The following is a 19,295-nucleotide window of genomic DNA, read 5'->3' on the forward strand; positions in this document are numbered from 1 at the left end:
CTCTCGAATTTCAAGGAGGAACCAATCTGGTTGACATCAAAAGACTTCTCGGATCGCGACCTTTCAACGGATCGCAACGTCGAGCGTATTGCTGCCGCGGCGAAGGCGAACGCCGGCTTATGGTTGAAGGTCAAGGAGCGCGAGATGAAGAAGCGAGCGCAAAAAGCTGCCGCGATGAGACGTGGGAGGTCGAAGCAAACCTTCCGAAGTGAACTGAAACCATCCTTGTCGGAGATCGCCGGCACCCTGGTGACAAGAATGTTTGGCAACCGCCCACCTGCAGTGATCGCCTTCGTCGAACCGCGTATGCTTGAAGCTGTAACGACGGAACGCGGTCCCATTGCATCGGGCCGCGAACACACTGGAATCGGCAATGGCAAGTATGTCTGATCGGTACGGCCGATGAAGTGGCCTATGGCGCGACCGTTGGATAGCGAAGCTGTTGGACGACCCAGTCCATCAAACGCTGAGCAGATCTTGCCGCTTGATCCCCTGCAAAATCTGCCGGGGTGATCTGAAAGACAGGCCCGATATGCTCCATTCGGGGCAGTATTTTTGCTTTCGCAGCCTGATAATCCTCAGTCTCCATTCCCATCGCTTCGACAATGAGCTTGACGGATGGATGGTCTTTATAGGTAGCTTCGATGATAAAGTCTGGGCGGCATGGCCCCACCTTTGTCTCGGTCGCAAATAGCGGCTTGATGATCCGGACCAATAGGCCCGGCAAAGCCTCGAATAGGGCGTCCTGAAGCCAAAGCAGCAGATGGGACACTCGCCTTTCGAAACCGGACTCAACCGGAAAAAGGGTGTCGGGATTGTAAACTGGCTGGGCATAGGCCTGGACCGCCCGAACCGGCCCCTCATCATCATCCCCGAAATCCGCGTTTAGTAGGACCAGAAACGGTCCCCGCTGCGATGGATCGCCGCGCAAGGGTTGGCGAACCTTACCCATGATATCAATCCTTCTGGCGGAGGATGCCGGCATGACGGAATGTGCGGACACACTCCTGGCGTAGAGGAGCATAAATCCCGTGCGGCGCACCATATGGGGCCAATCAGTCCGCGAGGCGGACAGCAAAGCCTGCCAGCGGCTGTCGCTATCCCAGTAATCAGCCGCCCAGGTTGATGTCAGCGCATTGAGGGTCCAGGTTCGCAACACGCGAAATTCCTTCGCAGCCGCGCGCATCCGCGATAACTGCCCGCTGAGGGAAAAGTCAGGCCTGTCTTGCAAGGGTGGGATTACGTTGATCTCAGCCCGGTCGAGGATGCGCCATAAGATGCCCGCGAGCCGCGATGGCCGGTCATTTTTCTCGGTCGGTCGCGGGCGTTCCCGGTCAGGAAGATCGGCGAGACGATCTGGCAGGGCTGGCAGCGGATCGACATAGCCGCGGTCAGGCTTCAGGATCGATCGGATCCGGAAGTGACGGTCGATCAGCACAGAAGTGTCATCCCTGTCGACATGAAACGGGCAATTTTCCGCGTGATTTGGGCGCCCATTGTCTTGCTGATCTTCTAGTCGTTTCGAGGTCAGCCGCCGCAGGGTGAAAGTATGTTCCTGCTGGATCGGTGCCAACAAGGGTGGGGTTTGCCCGGCGATGCAGTCACAGGCGATCCAGCCGTCGATAACTTTTGCCCGTCGAATGACTGCAAGCGCGATTGCTTCATCATCCTTCGTTGCTGCGTTTCCGTACCAGGAACGCAGGGCGGATCCTTCCTCTCGCGTGAGCTCTTCGAGTCCATGGCCGGGGCTATTGCGTACTACGATCCGCATCCGGCGCCCTCATCTAGAAGCCAAGCATCCATAGCCGAAAGCCGAGGTATCCGACGCCAGCCGCGCTTCCCGCTGCAATCGACGTTTCTATCCAGGCCCGTAGGTTGAGGAGATCTCGCTTGTCCGTGCGTGCATCCTCGAAAAGCACCGACAGGAATATGAAGATTGGCACCACCATTGTATAGCCTAACGTCAGGACGTCTGTGGTGGCGAGTTTGGCGCAAAGGAAGACGGCTGCCAAAATAGCAGTCGCTTTGAAGATTTTTCGAACCCGAATGCGATAGCAGCCCATGAAGATAGAAGACATTGTCACCTCCTCGTTCTGTTGGTTCGATCTCATTCGGCGCTCGTTTCATCACCATGCTGAGCCATACCGCCCTCTTGCGGGAAACTATCACTCAGGTATAAGTCTGCGCGTCAATTGGCGACGCTAGCCTGCCATCCATAAGGGCGAGCGTCGTTGAGTTTCAGTCGTAATTTCTGATCGCGGACATGTCATGGCTCGTGGAAACTCTCTATTCGCAAGCGATCGCGGCTTCTGCCGTCGGTTGGAAGCGCCTGGCTGCCATGTGCCGATTGCAGATTGCTCGGGAGAAGGCCGCCAATGGGGCGCGTGAAGGCGACACAGATCACGGCACCAATGGATCCTGCAATTTTGGAGCACCTGTCGCTTCCGGAGCGGCTCGCAATTGGGTTGGATCGCTTGAAGCGAGCCCGTGGCTTGCGAGCAAAAGAGCTCGCTGAACAGCTAGGTGTAACAGAAGCGTATATGTCGCAGGTTATGCGCGGCATGCGTGATGTCAAATTGTCTACCCTCGATAAAATGGCTCGGGAGTGGAATGTGAGGATCGAGGATTTGCTGACCGTCACAGAGGCAGATCTCCCGCAAGTTGCCGTGTTGTTTGCCCGGCGCCAGAAACTCAAGAAAGGCGATAGTGCCAGCTGAAGCATTAAATGGTCGCCTAGTCGTTCAAATTGAACCAGAACCTTTGCTTCACACCGGTTTCGTTCGGGATTTCAAAAAAATATGGATCCGTTCGGCGAGGGCGCGGCGTCGCGGTCCGCTGAATGCAGCCATCGTTGCTGTCGCCATAAAAGCGCCTAATAGTCGAGCCGGAATTCGCGTCTCGACTGCTTGAAGATTGGCACACGTTCACCGTCTTGATGCATTGGTCCGGCTCACCTTGCCAGGCATTCTCCCGTAGCGAGCTGTATCCGATCGTCGTGCCAGCGGGGCACTCTTCGTAGGGCTCATTCCCAGGCTTGCCGGCATTTGCTTCATGGCAGATCGGCCACGAGAAGCCCGGCCTCTTCATCGCGGAAATCAACTTCGTCATCGGGGGAACGCAATAGCCAACACCGTGCCATGTAGGATTTTGTGAAGCTGCACATAACAGGACCTGACACCCCCAGGACCCATCCTCTGATTTCGCCGACGTTGCAATCAGCCCATATCCCGAACCGACCAAAGCTACTATGGCAAGCAGCATCCGTTTCATACCAAGCCTCCATTCGAAATCATCGCAAATGCTTTCAGCGACCATCAATTTTTGCGAACGACAGCATTCCAAGGTTGCCTCATTCCGGCGGATGATCTTGATATTGTGGTTACGATTCCGGTGCAGATCACCCCTGGCACGACCTGGCGAGACTTACACACGGATATATCGGAGGACCGACCGGATTTTGATCGCGCTTGTCGCCTCGTCATTGCTGGGCCTGTCGATGTACGGGTGATCAGCCTCCTCCTTGAGGTGCTGAACTTCCTATTCGAGCTCCGCAATTTGAACTCTCCATTGATAGGCGCTACGCATGAAGCCTTCGGCAGAACCGAACACGAATGCGATCGGTGCTGCGGCAAATAGCCAACCGGAGGAAGATCTAGCCGACATGGTTCAGTATCCCTGGATGCCCAGCCGTCTCAGGACGGCGGTAGGGTCGGTATCGCACTCCTCTTTCCAGTCCCGATGCTGAGCGCAGGCATAGGCGTATTGGCTGAGATCTGCCGAAGGCAGATCAGCAAGGCGATTGCCGACTACCTTCCATTCCTGAACGGCGGCCGGATCACAGCCAGCGCCGGCGGCGCCGCAGATATTCGGTTCGCGTTTTTCGATCTGGTCGGGCGTGACTGCATCTTGGGCTTGGGCCACGCCTGCAGCCGTGTTCCATACGCCCAGGAGCATTATGATTGACGGGGATTTGAGAAAGCGAAGCATCTAGCCTCCATGCGCATGGTTGATTTCACCGGTATCTTTGGAGACCGGCAAGGGAAGGGGGAGGCCCGGTTCGTTGTCCGGGCGCTCTGCTTCCTGCTTTGCAGGCTTTTCCATCGATGCCGCGTAGAGCCAAGGGGGCTGTAGGTCCGCCGACGACCAGACACCATAGCCCAAGCCACGCGCCTTTCTCTCAACATCGAAATAGGCGGGCACCTGCGGTTCTTCGCGATAGTTGAACGCGTATCCGATGCCCTCCGCAATCGCAGTCGCCGCGAGGTTCGTTTTCCCGACGAAGCAATGGGCAATCAAAACTTCGTTCCGATCGCGGCCGATCGGCGCGCAGTTGACGTCCTGACCAAGCGTCCTGAGGATCATCCATGCGCGAGAGACCTGGCCCGCTGGCCAAGATATCCCGTCACTGTTGGCTGTCTGTTCGAGCCTGGGCGCTTCAAACCCGGCCAGCCGCACAAGCTGCTTGCTCCTGACGAATTCGAAGGTTGTGCTATCGATGACCTGAACGCTTCCATAAATCTGGCGCGGCAGATTGGCCGGCTGCTGTTGGGCCATCAAAGAGGAGGGCAAAATGGACAGTGCTGTGAAAAGCCTTGGAAAGAAATTCATTTATTGACGCCTCCCTGGCTCCGCAGCACGGTAACGGGATGGGGCAACTCAGAGGAGGCCCATAGGCCCGCTCTTGCGGACCGCGCGCTGTCCTCGGCTATCCTGTAACCGGGTACAATGAGTTGCCCTTGTCCATCGACCGCAGCAAATCCCCAGCCTTTGGCGATGAGGTAGGTCGCGAGATCGTATCGGTGCTCGCCTGATGTTGTCTGGCAAACGACAAGCGCATTGTTCTGATCAATGTTGTTGACCGTTTCACAGACCGGACTGGTATCCCTGATGATCGCCTGCGCCATGATGACGTTGATCTCGCCGCAGTCGCGGGCCAACCCATTCGGGACTGTTACGAGGGTCCCCCTCAGGCAAGCCTGAACACCATAGAGACGATATCGGCGTCCCCCTGACACCCAAGTGTCGCCCGTTTCGAATTGTGCGCTTGCCGGAAATGGAGTGAAAGCCACTTCCGATGTGGCGCTAGCCGGCGAGGCGATCTCTGACTGCGTGGCCTGTACCGGTACGAGCGGAGGAACTGCTGGCGTCGGCGGAGTCCCGCCGGTGGTGATCGGCGGCATTATGTAGACCGATGCATAAAGGCCTGAGGCAAAAATCGTAGATATGAACATCACGTTTCCCGTCTGCATCAATCGATCGATGGTTTGGAGCGATGCCGCTCACTGTTGGAATGTCCAAGGTAGAGACTGTCCCATGTGCCTCCGTTCGATCGACGCGTTACGTGCTCGGCGCATAGATATCCGGAACAAGCTTGATGAGACCGCGCGCTGAGGTCATTTAATTTTTCCGACCAAACAACGTCAGGCCAAACGCGATAGAGCTGCCATGCGTCATTTTCCTTGCTCGCATCCGTCAACTATTGGCTTCCACGACTATGCATAAAATTATACTGCAGTGCAAGTATGGAAAATCAAAACGGCTTGGTATATGTCTATCGCAGACACCGACCTTGGCGAATGGTGAGGCAAATGGCAGGCTTCAAAACAGCACTTAAAATAGCGATCCTTCCTTTCCAGACGATCTGGCTTGTCTTTCTCATCGGCAATTTCTTGATAGTCACCACCGTTCGTCTGATGCTGGGATGTTTCATCGTGTACGGCGCATTGCTGACGTTCTCCTACGCTTTGTTGCCCGTGGAGTGGACACTGCTACTCTGGCAACCGGCTGCTGAGCTCTACGCCGAATCTGCATGGTTCAAGACTGCAGTCATTTTGTCATTCACAATCTGCTGCCTTCCAATCCTCAAGTTTTGGCCAGGGAAAATGTCGGTAGATGAGAAGGAACGGGAGCGTGAGATCACGAGGCTCAACGAAGACGTGATTGCCGCAAGGCAGCAGGAGGAGCTTCGCACTCGGCTCAGGGCGGCCTTTCCCTGACCCTTGCGCTGGCGTGCTCTACCGGGGGCCGTTCCTGCGAATGGCGCGGCGCCAAGACTTGAAGCGGCTTCGGCCCTTAGCGTGATTGGCAAAACCAGTCGCGGTGGATGGTCGCGATCTAAAGGAATGAGGAGTTTCATGGCAGCCAAACCACTCTCGCTGGCGATCTCGACCTTTAAGGGAGGCGCTGGAAAATCAACGCTCAACGTCAATCTGGCGGCAGAGTTTGCCCAGCAGGGCCATCGCACGCTCCTCATCGATTGCGACGAGCAGGAGTCGTCGACACGATGGTACAATGTCTCCATGAAACGCGGTCTGTTGCCGACCGACGGCACCTTGCTCCACTTGCGCGTTGGGCCGCGGGATCGTTTCCTTGATCGTCTTTCGGAGGCGCCTGAAGCGGACATCCGCATCTATGACGTAGGAGGTTATGTCCACCAACGGGCAATCGAGGTCTATCACGAGTGTGATGCCGTGCTGATCCCGATCATTCCCGAGCCAACCGCTGCGACATCGGCGATCAAGGTGGCAACCATCCTGACGGAAATCTCGAAGAAGCGGGCGGGCGGCCCAATCCCGTTTGCCGCGATCTGGAATTATGTGGATATGATCGCGCTGAAGCATAATCGATCATTGCCTGAGGTGCATGCTATCCTGACCAAGGGCAGGATACCCATGGTCGACACGGTCGTTCGCAAGAGCAACCACTTCAGTGACGTCGGGGCTGGCTTTGGGTCGCTCTACTCAAAACTGGCCACCATAGAGAGCAATTTGGCGTTGACGCCGTCCGCCAAGCGCAGGGCGTCCGAAAGTGTCCTCGACGCCATCGATCTCGTGAAGCGGATCAACAACGAGTTCATAGGTCTGCTGCAGAGGGAGGCAGCCTAGTCTCATGTCTCGCGAGCGAACACCAGCCGGAAATATCCTCGCCTTGGCTCGGTCGAGGGAAGAGAAAGCCAAAGCCGTGGAGGAAACCGCAACCTCCTACATGCCGACGAGCATCGATCTGCAAACCTGGTTACCGGACGAAGCCAGCCCCGAGGAAAACGAGGGGAATCGTGAGAATGTTGTCGCGTCAACCGCAACTAAAAACCATAGGAGCGACCTGCGTAACAAGGCGACGACGAAGCCCTTTGTTAGGCCGCGTGCTGACGTTCCCCGACGGAAGCGTATCTCTCTTTATCTCAACGACGATGTCCTCACGAAAGTCTTCCGCGTATCCCTCGAACAGCATGAACAGCTTTCAGCGGCAACCCATCGCCTTATCCTGGAAGCGTTGAAGGCAAGGGGGCTTTGAGACGTATGCGTGGACCCGCCATCATGTTCCGGCTTCCGGCTCACGTTCTCGCCAGCCTCGACCAGCTCGCAGGACGGCTCGACGTTTCCACAAACATTGTCGCCAAGTTGATCGTTATCCGCGAGATTACGCACGTCTCCGCGATGCTCGAAGAACATGACCGACAGCTCGCAAACATGCATCAATTCCTCCGCGAGCTTGCGTTCCACAACGAGGATTTTCTTCGGGAGGGCAATGATTCCCCCGCTGGCGCGGCGCTTATGGACAGATTGAAGGAAGTGATGGGCGCCTTGGACGCAATTCGCGATGCAAGCTTCGTCCGCCCATCAAGCTTTATCAACGACCTTATCAGGACGCACGATGAACGATCGATCCAATACTCGCTCGGCATCTAGGTCGGTCTATCGCAGGCTGCCGAGTTATTTCGATTTGATCGAAGAGGAAAGCCGTCGGCGGGGCGGGGGAGGTGGAGGCGCCGGCAGAAGGTTGGCTGCATCTGGCAGGTCACCTGCGACGTGGAACAATGATGGCGCGAGCTCGGCGCTCAGCCGGGCATCCGGAAATAATGCCGTCGTCGTGAAGGTGTTGTCATACGGCGCAGGGGCGGTCGCTGCAAGGAATGTCCTCACCTATCAGAGCAAAGAAGAGAAAGCCCGCGATCAAGATGGGTTGGAAGTAACAGACGTCAACGCCGCCGTGCGGTCGTGGCAGCGAGAGTTCGGCAACCGAAGGGGCAGCGACGATATCCTACGCCTGACCTATGAGTTGGAGGCCGCTGATAAGGAGCAGGTTGGTCACGCCCTTCGATCACTTGCCGACGACGGGTTCTTCCGAGACGGCGACACGGATCGGACCTACGCCTTCAGCGTGAGCCACGGAGTGAAAGGGCAAGCAAGGCTGCAATTTGCGTTGGTCATTGCGCACGAAAAGAAGGATCGGTCAGACCGTGGGCAGGTCAATCGGATTTCCCCTGACATTGATAGCGTCCATGCGATCGACAATCGCTTGCACAGGGCCTTGCGAGGCGTGGGGCTGGCCCCGGTTTCCCGCTATCCGGCTGAGTTCGCGTCCGGCCCGAAGGGCCTAACCGCCACGCTCCATGCCATGCAACGGGACGACGCGGAAGTCACCGTTTCGACAAAGACACAGGTGGCAGAGAGGCCTGAAAAAAGCGGACGTTATCAACAGGGTAGCGAACGTCGCGAGCTGGTGGCCACCGATCACCGGGATTTGACCAAGCACGGTCAATTGGTCGGATCCCTGATGCAGACGCGGCAGCCGCGCGACTTCATGCACCTCCTGCTATCCGGGCCGGCAAATGTCGATCGCGATAAGTTCGTTCTCGCTGGGCGAGATTTTCTGAGAGATCAATTCACTGGTCACCGCTACGCGTATGCCGTCCATAATCGGACAGACCTGCAAAAGCATCCGCACCTGCATGTCATCGTCGCGCTACGCAATGGCACTGGGCGAGCGCTCAATCCCAACATTCGCGACTTCACGGAGTGGCGGCTTCGTTTCGCCGAGAAAGCTCGTGATCGGGGGTTACCAATAGACCGACAGAAGCGGATAGAACGTGCGGCTCCTCCTCCCGTCAAGCGGTGGGAATGGGAGATGTTTCAGCGCATGGGGGCGACAGCTCCATCGAGTGTGTTCGACAAAGTGGTCGCGAAAATCCGGGACAAGCCGACTGAGCCAAGTCGGTACGACGCAAAAACACGGCTTGCACGAACTCGCCGCTCCGTAGGGCGTGTCATCGAGATGCTAGATAGCCTCGGGCGAGACAGGAGCGCTTCGAGTACGGTTCGAGAACTGAGCCAGGATTTAGCGGTCGGGCTGAGGCGCGAACATCACCGGCTTCACACCGCCGTTCAACAGGGGCGGGATCCCGCGCAAGTGAAAGGGAATGATAACATGCTGCGTTCGACACCAATTGACGCTTCGCAGGCGAAGGTTGCCAAGGAAACTTTGGCGAGGACCGCGGTGAAAGTTGCATCCAAGATTGCAGATCCATCAGATCGAATGATATTCGAGCACGCGACCAAAATCATTGGCAAGGTAGTTGGCCTTCAGTTGGATGCGCGCGTCGCGAAAAACCGTGACAGGAATAGCTTCCGCCCTTCAGCCATCCTCAATACGAAGTCAGCCGCGGGACGCGAACATGTTGCCGAGCTTGATGATAACAATAGGGATTCGAATGATCGCTTCGTGGATGCATCGCGTATCGAGCGTTCCAAGGACATCGATCAAGATAATGATAAGTTGCCTCAAAGGGACCGAAACATAGCGAAATCAAGCAAGTTGCGCCCACCGCAAGACAAAAACAACGGCCGCAGCCGCTGATGAGGAGATTTCTCCAGGTCCGCACCGTCGTAAGTGGTAGCAACAGAGCTAAAGACCTAAGGCCGCTTTGACCACATTTTCCATTCGTTGGATTTCGAGCAGATCTGCGGTTCCACTTTCGTCTGCCGGTGACGATGAGGCTGAATATTCGAGTGTTGTGATATCGTCCAAACCTGCCACCATTGAGCAGTCGCAAGAGGTGCCTACGAGGACAACATCCTTCTTTTCAATGCCGTACCATTCGATTGCACGCAGGAGCACGAAGGAGCTGCGCACATCATCTTGAGCTTCATGTGCGTTCGGGTTGCGTGTCTGTTTTGAAAAGGGCATCGCTATCCAGAAGTCAGGCTCTGCGTTATCGATACGTAAGATGGCATCGAACAAGTCCATCAAAGCCAATGCCGCGACCTGCCCACCACTATCAGCATCCATTCCCCTATCATTGGAAAGAAAGCCAAAACGGATCCCATGACACCTGAAACGTCTTAATAGTCCGATCAGCGCATGATTGAGGTCATTTAGGACTAGATCCTTGGATAGGCGCTTCGTCCTAAGGAGGATGCCGTCTCGCTCAAACACGACAAGACCACGCGATCCAAGAGCCCTAAACCTGAAAACATCTTCAGTTCCGTATGTCATCTTTCAAAACTCAGCCTCCAGAAATTCTTGAAATTGGCGACTGCTCGCAATTCGGCTTCGGCCGCAACCTAACCCGGCATCAAGGATTTACACCCTTGGCAAGGTGAAAGGCTTACATTTGCCGGATGGCTGAATTTCGAGCTCGGTGTTTGTATCTCCCCATCTGGCATTTCCGGCGTTAGAGTAGTGCCAATCGCAGTTGCACAGGATCAACCCCCAGAAGCTGCGGAATCCGTAGAAAGAATGATGGGTTCCCTTCGGCCGTGCCCACGGGTTCCCTCGCCATTGATGTAGGGTAGATGCCAATGGTCAGGAAACCGCGACCGAGTGATACGAGGAGGCCGATGGGCTAATGCAACTGATTGTCGATCACCGTACAGCGGATGCGTTACCTGTAAAGCCACTCTCATCTTCGCCTGGATTCTTGCTGAAACTTCAAAAACCCCGCAGCACACGGGAAGTCGGCCGAAACCATCTGCCCGCCCTACTTCCTCGAGCTCTGCCCCGGCCCGTCTGTAGAGACGTCGCATGTGAGGCTCGTAATTCGACACAAGTGTATCGATGCCGTTTATGATAGCGACTTCACAAAGTGCGAGCAGGAGTAAGCAAAAGGCCCTGTCGGGTTTTAGATCCGGCATGTCTCGGGAAATCGCAACATCATCAACGCACATTCGCGTCCCTTCCCAGATCGAAGGTGCCACAAGATCACAGGTATTTGGGAAGGTACTTCTGAACACGTCGTAAAGGAGCGTCGGTCCAGTGGTCGGCATCAGCCGTACGCTGCCGTATAGCGTGAGCGCGTCGTCATCGCACCATATAAAATAGGCCGGGCTGAGTTCGTCATAGGGATCTCTTTCATAGTCGCCGACGACGGAGACCGACCACCCCAACTGGTCAGCAAAAACGCGCTTTCTCAGTCGGTAGGACTGATCTAGCAGATTCTCATACTTGTCATACTGATGTGCTTGAATGAGAAGGTACATGGTCTCTCTCCGGTGCTTGGTGCACTGCAGCATGAGAGTGCTCTCGGAGACGGAAAATATCCTTTCATGCGCTCCCTCAAATGGGGGTATTGCCATATGGATGGATAAGACGAAGGTGCCTAGCTTTGGTAGTGGCTGCGGCTGTGGTGATACATCCGAGCTTGTGACGAGCGGACTTCAGGTAAGTTTTTACGGTATGCTGCGACAGACTGAGGATCGTTGAAATGCCCTTGGCGTCGTTTCCTAGAGCTGCCCAATGGAGACATTCGACCTCGCGTTGGCTCAGGAGTAGGATAGGATCGCGAGCGCCATATAATTGCTGAATGGCTTTGCGGTGAATTAGCTGAGCAACCTCGATCCATTCACTTCGATATCGCTCTAACCTCTTCGTCCAATCTAAGTCGTCTGCGCTTGAATTGAAGGTCAAAAGCGCGCGGCGGGACTTATCGATGATGGGAATGGAAAAACCATTTTGCGCAACGCCGTGCGTTCGAGCATCGAAGATAAACGCACGGACGGCGCTGTCTCTCACTTCAATCTCGCGCCAGTCGAAGGGTAGCTGCCGGACAAACCCTTCCTGAATGACCGGATCAATCCGGGCATAGCCGCGTAGTAGGTAACGAGCGATCCAGGCGTCCTTATAGGTCGTACGGACAAAAGGCGTATCGACCATGTCGGAAATCGTATGTGCGAGATGATAGGTCGCGAAATCAACGTCGTAGATTTTCTGAATAGCCATCAAGGCATCGACTAGTTCAGTAGCTTCGGATACTCGCTCGGAAGCTGAAATAAGTGTTTTTGAGGGGAATTCGGGCGCCATTGTTCCTTGAATGAAATATTTCTATCGGGAGTAAAACGCCGATCGCGAAAAGGCGTTCGGCGCAAGCTGATTAACTATCGTATTCGTAAAGTTTGGCTTAAGAATTTCTCAAGTGGGAGGCCTCAGGACTTCTGCGTGTTACCGTAGCGGCCACCGCCATCGTTCGTGGCGCATCGTGCACACGGCGCGGCTTTGGCCAATCTATCGAAATCAACAGATTGACGATCTCGAGGGAGATGCGGATTTTATCAATGATTGCTGTCCGCAAAGACGATCTCGAGCATGATTGCTTTTGCGACCGCGTGGTGGCTCGTACGAACGCCGAGTTTTCTTCTGGCGGATTGGAGATATAGCCTCACTGCGCTTTCTGAGATTTGAAGGTGCATAGCCGTTTGCTTTGCGATGTAACCGTTCGCCAAATAGGAAAGGCATTCACGCTCGCGCTTTGACAAACGAGGTGGGCGGTCGTCTTTGGCGAATTCGCTGATGCGCAGGATTTTCTCGTAGAGATAGTGGGACAAGACGAGCAAGTCGTGGGTACGTTGGTCGCGGAACTCAGACCAGTCCCTACAATCGATCGCGGATGAAGCGGAGAGCAGGCTTCGGGCACCTCTCGGGCCTCTAACTGGTACCGAAAGACCATTTGGGCCGATCTCGTAAGACAAAGCCTCGATGCGAAAACTCTCGGCTTCTTTTGAACCCCAATCCAGTGTGGCCCAATCGATCGGTAGCATCGCCTGTGGAAATGCGAGCATGACCGGATCGATCGCCACGAAATTATGCGCCGAATACGCAGAGGTCCATTCAGAAGGATACGTCGTGCAATGAAAAGGATAATCGTCTGCGGTTCCGCGAAGACGCGCAATCACGAAGGTCATGTGATCAAATTCGTACGCATCCGCAAGTTCGGCAAGGACCGGCGCCATCTCCTCAATGCGTTGAACATTGTCCATCCTCTCAAGGGATCGAGAAAGGCGGCTTTGATCCATAGAGATCCTCCTTATGCCGCGCGGCCAGGCAAGCAATCGATGATGCCGCGAGATCTATTGAGCGTGGGTATCGTTGCGCGAAGCCAAGGAGATCGGCGCAATCTAGGGTAGAGTTTAAGCGCGATCCGCATAGCATTCCACAGAGTATCCTCTTCCTCGTGATCGACTCTGACATCGTGTCTATGGCGCGATCCGCGACTTTAACCCGCATGGCAGCCGAGCCCTAAAGTAAGCTCAAACTAGCACTGTTTGGATCGGACACATCCGTGCGCACCGCGAGAGGAAAAATCAATGCAAGCTGAAAGGATCAAGCGGGAAGACGTCGCAGCATTCGTCAACCGCGCTGGATTGACTATGCACCAGGAGCAGTTCGACGCCGCACTCCAATCGTACGGACAGCTGCGCGAACTGGCGGAATCGCTGCGGACTCCCAGATGCCGAGCGGCCGAGCCGGCACACTTGTTCCATGTTCCAATATCACCGCACGTCGGCGTCACGGCCTACGCCAGAACCGAAGCTATAAATAAAGGGGCTGAATGATGCCGGAAATCTGGGAACTTGGCCTGTCAGAAACGTCCCGGTTGATCGGCAAAGGCAAGATATCTCCGGTCGACGTTGTCGACCATTATCTGGATCGTGCCTGCAGGCTCAACTGCTTCAACACTATCGATGCCGAGCGTGCCCGGAGCGACGCTCGATCCGCCCAGACCGAGATATCAAGGGGCCTCTACAAGGGCCGTCTGCACGGGATCCCCTTCGCGGTGAAGGACATTATCGATGTTGGAGGCGTGGCGACCACAAATGGCTCGCGACTGACGATCGATGAGGTCGCCGAAACGGATTCTGTTGTCGTTCAGCGATTGCGCGCCGCAGGAGGAATCTACATGGGCAAGGCCGAGACGCAGGAATTCGCGATGGGTGGGCCGGATTTCAGCCTGCCCTTTGGGCCTGCACGCAATCCTTGGAATATCGAGCGATTTACGGGAGGCTCGTCCAGTGGATCGGCCTCTGCGGTGGCGGCTGGAGCCGTGCCACTCGCCATCGGAACCGATACCGGTGGATCAATCCGAACACCGTCGGCCTATTGTGGCATTGCCGGATTGAAGCCGACCTATGGGCGGTTAAGTCGTCGCGGCATTACACCGCAGGCGTTTTCGCTGGACACGGCCGGGCCGATGACATGGTCGGTAGAAGATAATGCGCTCGCGCTCGAGGCGCTCGCGGGTTACGATGCCGAGGACCCGTCGTCGGTCGACATCGCATCGCAGCCATGGTCGCGCGCCACAACACTTGGCGTCCGAAGCTTGAAGATAGGTCTCGTGCGACACTTTCACGAAGAGGAACGGGACCGCTTCTCAGATGAGACTATCTCGGCTTTCGAGACGGCAGCACTTCTGTTGAAGGACGCAGGCGCCGAAACCGTTGAGGTTCAGTTGTCTCCCCTACGCCACTATTTCGCCGCGCAACGCATCATCATGTATAGCGAAGCCGCCGCCGTCCATGAACATGATTTCAGGCATAATCTCGAGCATTATGGGCCATTTTCGGTCGAGCGCTTTCTGCCCGGCTATCTGCTTACCGCGGTCGACTATATCCAGGCTTGCAGGCGGAGGGCGGAGCTGGTCCGCGAAGTTGCGGAAGCATTCCGCTCCGTTGATCTCCTTCTTGTGGCCGGCGCACTTGGCGTTGCTCAACCAATCAAGAACGTCGCCCGAAACTCGCTGGTGAACGGAACACCGTCTGCGTATGCGCCCTTCAATCTCACGGGCTCTCCGGCGATGAGCGTCCCCGCCGGTCTGAATGTCGACGGTCTTCCGCTCTCAGTGCAGATAGTCGGACGCAACTTCGATGAATTCAGCATCTATCGTGCTGCGCAGGTCGTGGAGACTGGTATCGGCTGCAGAAATATCCGTCCGCATGTGGCAATCTAGACAACCCCATCTACGCTCACGGCGTCGTCCAGCGTCAATCAATGCGCCGAATTCCGGGTTCAACGCCGCAGTTGAGCAGTGCGTTAGAGCAATTGAAGAGACTATTTCTCGACGGTTTGCATGAAGCAGCGTATCCCTGTAAATAGAGCTCGGAACAGAACAGTCATGAGAGGCGCTTCACGTGATTGAGCGTCAACTTGTGGTACGAATTTGCAAGCAGTGCCTAGACATGGCACCGGGAAAGCCTTTTGAAAAACCCAACCAAACGCCCCGAACGCAATTTTGTCGTCGCCTACAAATCAAATCGCAGGCAGCCAAGAGAAACCGCGAAGTCGATTTGGGGTAATACCGATTTGCGGGCACTTTCCGAGGCAGTGGCCGACGATATGCCGGCAACGTCAGCAGTCGTTCAGCCCCCTAAGAGACCGGCGACAATCGAGACCTCGATCACGCCTCAGCCGCAGCCTGTGCTGACAGAGGTACCGCCGGTTGCTGCCGCGTTGGAAGCCTGTCCCGTGCTGGAGCCGATTGTGCCTGCGATCGAGCCCGCTGAGATTGTCCCAGCTCCGGAAGCGCCTGCGGAGCCGAGGAAGTTGCGCAGGCAGCGCCGCGCGAGAACCACAAGGAAGCAGGTGCAGCCCGCCCCAAGACGGTCGGCTGCGACCATAGCTGCCGCGATCTCATTCGACGAGCGCGATGTTCTGTCGGCGCTTGAACTGGAGAACCGCCGGCTGAAAGGGCTCCTGGCCGAAAAATTGCGTCGCGAGAATGACGAATTGGCTGCAATGCTACGTCGGTTCGAAGACTGACCGGACATGCATAGAAATGATCTTCGGATCAAGCCGCGCGTATCAGTGCACGCGTCGCAGATGTGATCGATGGCACGACATATCACGCCAGCCGATCGGGCAGACTGCGAGCTTGCGGACCTAAGCCTCTCACGAGCAACTCCCAAATGCAGAGTATACTCTGTAGATGAATGCGCTTCGCAGCGCATGAATTCAGCGATGGACATCAGAGAAATATTCGCTGCGAATTTGCGTGACACTCGACGGAAGCAAGGCCTTTCACAGGAAGAGCTCGCTCATCGGGCCGACATCCATAGAACTTATGTCAGTTCGCTGGAACGGTGCCAATATTCTGCGACGATCGACATGGTCGACACGCTTGCACGCATCCTCAACGTCGAAGCTGCAGACCTGTTGAAAACACGATAGCCGAGCTGGTGAAGAGGAGCCGACAGTTGAAGGCGGAGAGCGGGCCGAACGGCCCGGTTGCACATCCTATCAAGCAACATCGTAGAACGCGGCATCATCCGAGATCCTGATCTGCGTGCCGAATAGCGCGCACTGGCTTTGAAACCGTTGTAGGATCCGCTGGGCGTCCTCGCCGATGGCAATTTCAGGGACAATGCGTTGATCGAGCGCTTCCTGCTTCAGCCCTTCGCTGCCACCGATGACGACCGGATGAAACTCCATTCCAGTCAGGGATCCGCTCTCGTCGAAAAAGCAATGGCCGATCACGCTCTCCCAGATTTCGCGGGCTGTCCATTTGGACTTTCCGGGCCGAAGGTGGAAGACGAAGTTACCGAGGCTGTAGAAAATTGGCCTGCCCTTGTAGATCTCGACCGGCTGAAGCACAGGAGCACCATGGCTGACAAACATGGTGGCGCCGGCGTCAATGCAATGCTTCGCAACCGATCCGACCCAGCCCGGCACCTGGTACCAGTCCGAGGCCCAATGGTGATGATGGAGATAGGCGATAACGTGGCAGCCATTTTCGGCCGCAGCGGTAATCGCCGCAAGGTTCCTTGCCAGATCCTCCTGATCGATCTTGACGTTTCGGGCGAATCCCTCAGAGCGTCTGTAAAGGCCCCGCGCTAGCGCGATCTCTGTCACTTCATCGACAATGGGTTTGTCGTCAGGCTGGCTGTCATTGCCGAGGTCCATCGTCGTATAGCCGACCTTGTCCCGGATCGCAGAAATCTGTCGGAACGCCTCATCATCCACATCGATGATCTGGGTCAGCTTCAGGCGATTGACACCTGGCCGTTCTGGCCGGCCGGCGGATGCGTCCGAGGCATACATGAAGTCTGGCCCAGGGCCGCCATCCATGGCGATAAGAGCAACCTCGCGACCGCTGAACGAGCCCTTGCCGGAGCGAGCCGCAGCCGTCTGGTTCCGGCCGATGCCGGCATGCAAGAAGCCGCGACGATCGACTTCTTCAAGCGTCGACAGGATCCCGGGCGAGCCCAAGTCGAAGGCATGGTTGTTCGAGAGGGAGAGACCGTGAATGCCGAGCGATTGAAGCGTATCGAGTACGACGGGCTGGCTGGCGCCGAAAAACGAGCCTTTTAGCGGCCATCCGCCATGGCTGCCGAATATGGTGCTTTCAAAATTTGTGAAGGCGAAGTCGGATTTGCGGAGCGCCTCTCGTACGTTGTTGAAGCCCGGCGTTTCAATACCGCGAATGTCGTGCTTGATAAGGGATTGACCGGTTACGGCAACCGTGAAGATTTTGGACATGATTGAGCTTTTCCTGGATAGCAATCAGGCGCGAAGCCTGCTGAAAGGATCATTGAATTTTCTTGGTATCGGATCAGTGGATGACCTTCCGTCAATGTGTGAACCGGCCGGGACGAGCATCGATGAGCCGTCGGGTGTATGGATTTTGAGATTTGGAGAAGATGAAGTCGGCAGTGCCGGCATCCTCGACGATGCCGTCCCTGAAAATGTAAATCGCGCTGCAAAGGTCCTGCACGAGCGCAAGGTCATGAGAGATGAACAGCATCGAGACACCTTGCTCGCTGACGGTTTCCTTCAGCAGCCTAACAATGTCCGCCTGGACCGAAACGTCGAGCGCCGAGGTCGGCTCATCAGCAACGATGATGCTGGGATTGGCAAGAAGTGCTCGGGCAATGCACACTCTCTGTTTCTGTCCTCCTGAAAGCTGATGCGGAAAGCTCGGTAGCAGCGACCTTGGAAGCCCAAGGCGATCCATCATCTCGTCGACGTCCTGCCGACCCGATGGTGATCCCCGACTTCCGAACGAGACGCTCTCCTCCAAGGCGGCACCAATCGACATGCGCGGATTTAGAGACATCGCCGGGTCCTGGAAGATCATCTGAACCTGACCGAGCAGCCCATTTTTCTTTCCGGCGAGAGAGATGTCGAACTGCCTGCCGTCGAAGTCGAGTGATCCTCGCCCTGCCGTTTCCAACCCGGCAACGATGCGTCCCAATGTGCTCTTGCCGCTGCCGCTCTCACCCACGATGCCTGTTATGGAGCCTCGCGCCAGTTCGATGGAGACATCCCGAAGGGCAGGAGATTGCTGTTCACGTCGAAACCAGGGGAAACTGCGACCGGCATAGGTCTTGGTGATGTTCTCAACACGCAATATCGGGATTGGATCAAGGCAATCCGGCGCTCCGACCTTGCCATGAGAAACCGCCGAAAGAGGCCCGCCGTCACATTGCGATTGCGCTGAAAGTAGACGCAGGCGCGGGACTGCGGCGAGAAGATCTTTCGTATAGACCTCGACAGGCGTGTCGAGAAGGGAGGATGTTATCCCCTGCTCGACGACCTTGCCATGGCGCATAACCGCAACCCTGTCGGCAATCTCCGAGATCACGCCCATATCGTGCGTTACCAGGATAACCGAGACCCCTGTTTCGTCGGTCAGGTTTCGCAACAGGGCAAGGATCTGCTTTTGGACCGTCGCGTCGAGAGCAGAGGTTGGCTCATCCGCAACGATGATATCCGGCCTGCCGGCCAATGCTATGGCAACGACGATACGCTGGCGCTGACCACCGGAAAACTGGTGGGGGTAGCGACGGAAGCGTGTGGCGGGATCGGAGATCCCGACGCGCTCCATGAGCTGGAGCGCCCGACTTTTCGCCAGCCGCGATGTCATGGCACCGTCCAGCGCCCGTATCGTTTCAACGATCTGAGATCCAACCGTCATCAGCGGGTCGAGCGATGCCGTGTGATCCTGGAAAATCGCCGAGATCCGGCGCCCCCTCAATTCCATCCGCTGTTTGTCGCTCAGTTCATTGAGCGCGCGTCCCTGGAACAGAATGCGTCCGCCGGTCTGGCTAAATCCGGGTGCAAGCAAACCGAGGACCGCATTGCCGAGCGTCGATTTTCCAGCACCGGATTCGCCGATCAGGCCGAGTATCTCACCTCGTCGCAGTTCCAGACTGACCTCGCTCAGGATGGTCGTTGCCGTCGCGGCGCCCTGATATTTGAGCGTGAGGTTGTCTACCGCGAGGAGGGGGGCGCTCTTGTGGTGGTCCATA

22 protein-coding genes are annotated in these 19,295 nt (G+C 56.2%); 10 read left to right on the forward strand and 12 right to left on the reverse strand.

Going from position 1 to position 19,295, the window contains the following annotated elements; genetic code table 11:
• Positions 1 to 30 precede the first annotated feature (30 nt).
• Entirely contained in the window at positions 31 to 390 is a 360-nt protein-coding gene (locus AC0JZ4_RS25785; RefSeq protein ID WP_471889360.1) for a hypothetical protein, read from the forward strand.
• Positions 391 to 412: 22 nt separating this feature from the next.
• Here the strand turns inward: AC0JZ4_RS25785 and AC0JZ4_RS25790 are convergent, their stop codons facing one another.
• Both AC0JZ4_RS25790 and AC0JZ4_RS25795 read right to left on the reverse strand, forming a co-directional pair.
• Positions 413 to 1,771 (reverse strand): hypothetical protein, encoded by a 1,359-nt coding sequence (locus AC0JZ4_RS25790; RefSeq protein WP_471889361.1) that lies wholly within the window; start codon positions 1,769 to 1,771, stop codon positions 413 to 415.
• Between the two features lie 13 nt (positions 1,772 to 1,784).
• Complete coding sequence (locus AC0JZ4_RS25795) at positions 1,785 to 2,078, reverse strand: hypothetical protein (protein WP_471889362.1); 294 nt, start codon at positions 2,076 to 2,078, stop codon at positions 1,785 to 1,787.
• 297 nt (positions 2,079 to 2,375) lie between these two features.
• Between AC0JZ4_RS25795 and AC0JZ4_RS25800 the strand changes: the two genes are divergently transcribed.
• Complete coding sequence (locus AC0JZ4_RS25800; protein ID WP_471889363.1) at positions 2,376 to 2,717, forward strand: helix-turn-helix domain-containing protein; 342 nt, start codon at positions 2,376 to 2,378, stop codon at positions 2,715 to 2,717.
• Between the two features lie 16 nt (positions 2,718 to 2,733).
• Here the strand turns inward: AC0JZ4_RS25800 and AC0JZ4_RS25805 are convergent, their stop codons facing one another.
• From AC0JZ4_RS25805 to AC0JZ4_RS25820, 4 genes are all read right to left on the reverse strand, one after another.
• Entirely contained in the window at positions 2,734 to 3,270 is a 537-nt protein-coding gene (locus AC0JZ4_RS25805; protein WP_471889364.1) for a hypothetical protein, read from the reverse strand.
• 396 nt (positions 3,271 to 3,666) lie between these two features.
• Positions 3,667 to 3,987: a hypothetical protein gene (locus tag AC0JZ4_RS25810; RefSeq protein WP_471889365.1), complete on the reverse strand. Its 321-nt coding sequence runs from the start codon at positions 3,985 to 3,987 to the stop codon at positions 3,667 to 3,669.
• On the reverse strand, positions 3,988 to 4,608 hold the full coding sequence (locus AC0JZ4_RS25815; protein WP_471889366.1) for a thermonuclease family protein: 621 nt from the start codon (positions 4,606 to 4,608) through the stop codon (positions 3,988 to 3,990). It lies immediately after the preceding gene.
• Entirely contained in the window at positions 4,605 to 5,249 is a 645-nt protein-coding gene (locus tag AC0JZ4_RS25820) for a thermonuclease family protein (RefSeq protein WP_471889367.1), read from the reverse strand. Before AC0JZ4_RS25820 ends, AC0JZ4_RS25815 begins: the two co-directional genes overlap by 4 nt.
• A 339-nt stretch (positions 5,250 to 5,588) precedes the next feature.
• Between AC0JZ4_RS25820 and AC0JZ4_RS25825 the strand changes: the two genes are divergently transcribed.
• From AC0JZ4_RS25825 to AC0JZ4_RS25845, 5 genes are all read left to right on the forward strand, one after another.
• Complete coding sequence (locus AC0JZ4_RS25825; RefSeq protein WP_471889368.1) at positions 5,589 to 5,996, forward strand: hypothetical protein; 408 nt, start codon at positions 5,589 to 5,591, stop codon at positions 5,994 to 5,996.
• An 81-nt stretch (positions 5,997 to 6,077) separates the two neighbouring features.
• Entirely contained in the window at positions 6,078 to 6,884 is an 807-nt protein-coding gene (locus AC0JZ4_RS25830; protein ID WP_471889369.1) for a ParA family protein, read from the forward strand.
• 4 nt (positions 6,885 to 6,888) lie between these two features.
• Positions 6,889 to 7,293, forward strand: a complete 405-nt coding sequence (locus AC0JZ4_RS25835; protein WP_471889370.1) for a hypothetical protein — start codon at positions 6,889 to 6,891, stop codon at positions 7,291 to 7,293.
• 5 nt (positions 7,294 to 7,298) lie between these two features.
• Complete coding sequence (locus AC0JZ4_RS25840) at positions 7,299 to 7,688, forward strand: hypothetical protein (RefSeq protein ID WP_471889371.1); 390 nt, start codon at positions 7,299 to 7,301, stop codon at positions 7,686 to 7,688.
• 181 nt (positions 7,689 to 7,869) lie between these two features.
• On the forward strand, positions 7,870 to 9,636 hold the full coding sequence (locus AC0JZ4_RS25845; protein WP_471889372.1) for a relaxase/mobilization nuclease domain-containing protein: 1,767 nt from the start codon (positions 7,870 to 7,872) through the stop codon (positions 9,634 to 9,636).
• A 48-nt stretch (positions 9,637 to 9,684) separates the two neighbouring features.
• Here the strand turns inward: AC0JZ4_RS25845 and AC0JZ4_RS25850 are convergent, their stop codons facing one another.
• From AC0JZ4_RS25850 to AC0JZ4_RS25865, 4 genes are all read right to left on the reverse strand, one after another.
• Positions 9,685 to 10,068 (reverse strand): hypothetical protein, encoded by a 384-nt coding sequence (locus AC0JZ4_RS25850; protein ID WP_471889373.1) that lies wholly within the window; start codon positions 10,066 to 10,068, stop codon positions 9,685 to 9,687.
• Between the two features lie 416 nt (positions 10,069 to 10,484).
• Complete coding sequence (locus AC0JZ4_RS25855) at positions 10,485 to 11,258, reverse strand: acyl-homoserine-lactone synthase (RefSeq protein ID WP_471889374.1); 774 nt, start codon at positions 11,256 to 11,258, stop codon at positions 10,485 to 10,487.
• Between the two features lie 76 nt (positions 11,259 to 11,334).
• Positions 11,335 to 12,078 (reverse strand): LuxR family transcriptional regulator, encoded by a 744-nt coding sequence (locus AC0JZ4_RS25860; protein ID WP_471889375.1) that lies wholly within the window; start codon positions 12,076 to 12,078, stop codon positions 11,335 to 11,337.
• 248 nt (positions 12,079 to 12,326) lie between these two features.
• Positions 12,327 to 13,067, reverse strand: coding sequence for a LuxR family transcriptional regulator (locus AC0JZ4_RS25865; protein WP_471889376.1), 741 nt, complete (start codon positions 13,065 to 13,067; stop codon positions 12,327 to 12,329).
• Between the two features lie 536 nt (positions 13,068 to 13,603).
• On the opposite strand from AC0JZ4_RS25865, the gene AC0JZ4_RS25870 reads away from it, so the two are divergent.
• The 3 genes from AC0JZ4_RS25870 to AC0JZ4_RS25880 all read left to right on the forward strand — a co-directional run bounded on the left by AC0JZ4_RS25870 (position 13,604) and on the right by AC0JZ4_RS25880 (position 16,215).
• Positions 13,604 to 14,998, forward strand: coding sequence for an amidase (locus tag AC0JZ4_RS25870; protein ID WP_471889377.1), 1,395 nt, complete (start codon positions 13,604 to 13,606; stop codon positions 14,996 to 14,998).
• A 248-nt stretch (positions 14,999 to 15,246) separates the two neighbouring features.
• Entirely contained in the window at positions 15,247 to 15,807 is a 561-nt protein-coding gene (locus tag AC0JZ4_RS25875; protein ID WP_471889378.1) for a hypothetical protein, read from the forward strand.
• A 198-nt stretch (positions 15,808 to 16,005) separates the two neighbouring features.
• On the forward strand, positions 16,006 to 16,215 hold the full coding sequence (locus AC0JZ4_RS25880) for a helix-turn-helix domain-containing protein (RefSeq protein ID WP_471889379.1): 210 nt from the start codon (positions 16,006 to 16,008) through the stop codon (positions 16,213 to 16,215).
• A gap of 69 nt (positions 16,216 to 16,284) precedes the next feature.
• Here the strand turns inward: AC0JZ4_RS25880 and AC0JZ4_RS25885 are convergent, their stop codons facing one another.
• A complete protein-coding gene (locus AC0JZ4_RS25885; protein WP_471889380.1) occupies positions 16,285 to 17,523 on the reverse strand; it encodes a CapA family protein in 1,239 nt (412 codons plus the stop codon).
• Between the two features lie 91 nt (positions 17,524 to 17,614).
• On the reverse strand, positions 17,615 to 19,294 hold the full coding sequence (locus AC0JZ4_RS25890) for a dipeptide ABC transporter ATP-binding protein (protein WP_471889381.1): 1,680 nt from the start codon (positions 19,292 to 19,294) through the stop codon (positions 17,615 to 17,617).
• Position 19,295: the final 1 nt, after the last annotated feature.

The sequence above is a fragment of the [Rhizobium] kunmingense genome (assembly GCF_977018605.1).

Coding starts and splice junctions, on each gene's coding strand:
- AC0JZ4_RS25880 (WP_471889379.1), top strand. CDS start 16,006: ATGGACATCAGAGAAATATTCGCTGCGAATTTGCGTGACACTCGACGG.
- AC0JZ4_RS25795 (WP_471889362.1), bottom strand. CDS start 2,078: ATGTCTTCTATCTTCATGGGCTGCTATCGCATTCGGGTTCGAAAAATC.
- AC0JZ4_RS25890 (WP_471889381.1), bottom strand. CDS start 19,294: ATGGACCACCACAAGAGCGCCCCCCTCCTCGCGGTAGACAACCTCACG.
- AC0JZ4_RS25815 (WP_471889366.1), bottom strand. CDS start 4,608: ATGAATTTCTTTCCAAGGCTTTTCACAGCACTGTCCATTTTGCCCTCC.
- AC0JZ4_RS25850 (WP_471889373.1), bottom strand. CDS start 10,068: ATGGATGCTGATAGTGGTGGGCAGGTCGCGGCATTGGCTTTGATGGAC.
- AC0JZ4_RS25870 (WP_471889377.1), top strand. CDS start 13,604: ATGATGCCGGAAATCTGGGAACTTGGCCTGTCAGAAACGTCCCGGTTG.
- AC0JZ4_RS25885 (WP_471889380.1), bottom strand. CDS start 17,523: ATGTCCAAAATCTTCACGGTTGCCGTAACCGGTCAATCCCTTATCAAG.
- AC0JZ4_RS25810 (WP_471889365.1), bottom strand. CDS start 3,987: ATGCTTCGCTTTCTCAAATCCCCGTCAATCATAATGCTCCTGGGCGTA.
- AC0JZ4_RS25820 (WP_471889367.1), bottom strand. CDS start 5,249: ATGCAGACGGGAAACGTGATGTTCATATCTACGATTTTTGCCTCAGGC.
- AC0JZ4_RS25805 (WP_471889364.1), bottom strand. CDS start 3,270: ATGAAACGGATGCTGCTTGCCATAGTAGCTTTGGTCGGTTCGGGATAT.
- AC0JZ4_RS25865 (WP_471889376.1), bottom strand. CDS start 13,067: ATGGATCAAAGCCGCCTTTCTCGATCCCTTGAGAGGATGGACAATGTT.
- AC0JZ4_RS25825 (WP_471889368.1), top strand. CDS start 5,589: ATGGCAGGCTTCAAAACAGCACTTAAAATAGCGATCCTTCCTTTCCAG.
- AC0JZ4_RS25790 (WP_471889361.1), bottom strand. CDS start 1,771: ATGCGGATCGTAGTACGCAATAGCCCCGGCCATGGACTCGAAGAGCTC.
- AC0JZ4_RS25800 (WP_471889363.1), top strand. CDS start 2,376: ATGGGGCGCGTGAAGGCGACACAGATCACGGCACCAATGGATCCTGCA.
- AC0JZ4_RS25840 (WP_471889371.1), top strand. CDS start 7,299: ATGCGTGGACCCGCCATCATGTTCCGGCTTCCGGCTCACGTTCTCGCC.
- AC0JZ4_RS25860 (WP_471889375.1), bottom strand. CDS start 12,078: ATGGCGCCCGAATTCCCCTCAAAAACACTTATTTCAGCTTCCGAGCGA.
- AC0JZ4_RS25835 (WP_471889370.1), top strand. CDS start 6,889: ATGTCTCGCGAGCGAACACCAGCCGGAAATATCCTCGCCTTGGCTCGG.
- AC0JZ4_RS25855 (WP_471889374.1), bottom strand. CDS start 11,258: ATGTACCTTCTCATTCAAGCACATCAGTATGACAAGTATGAGAATCTG.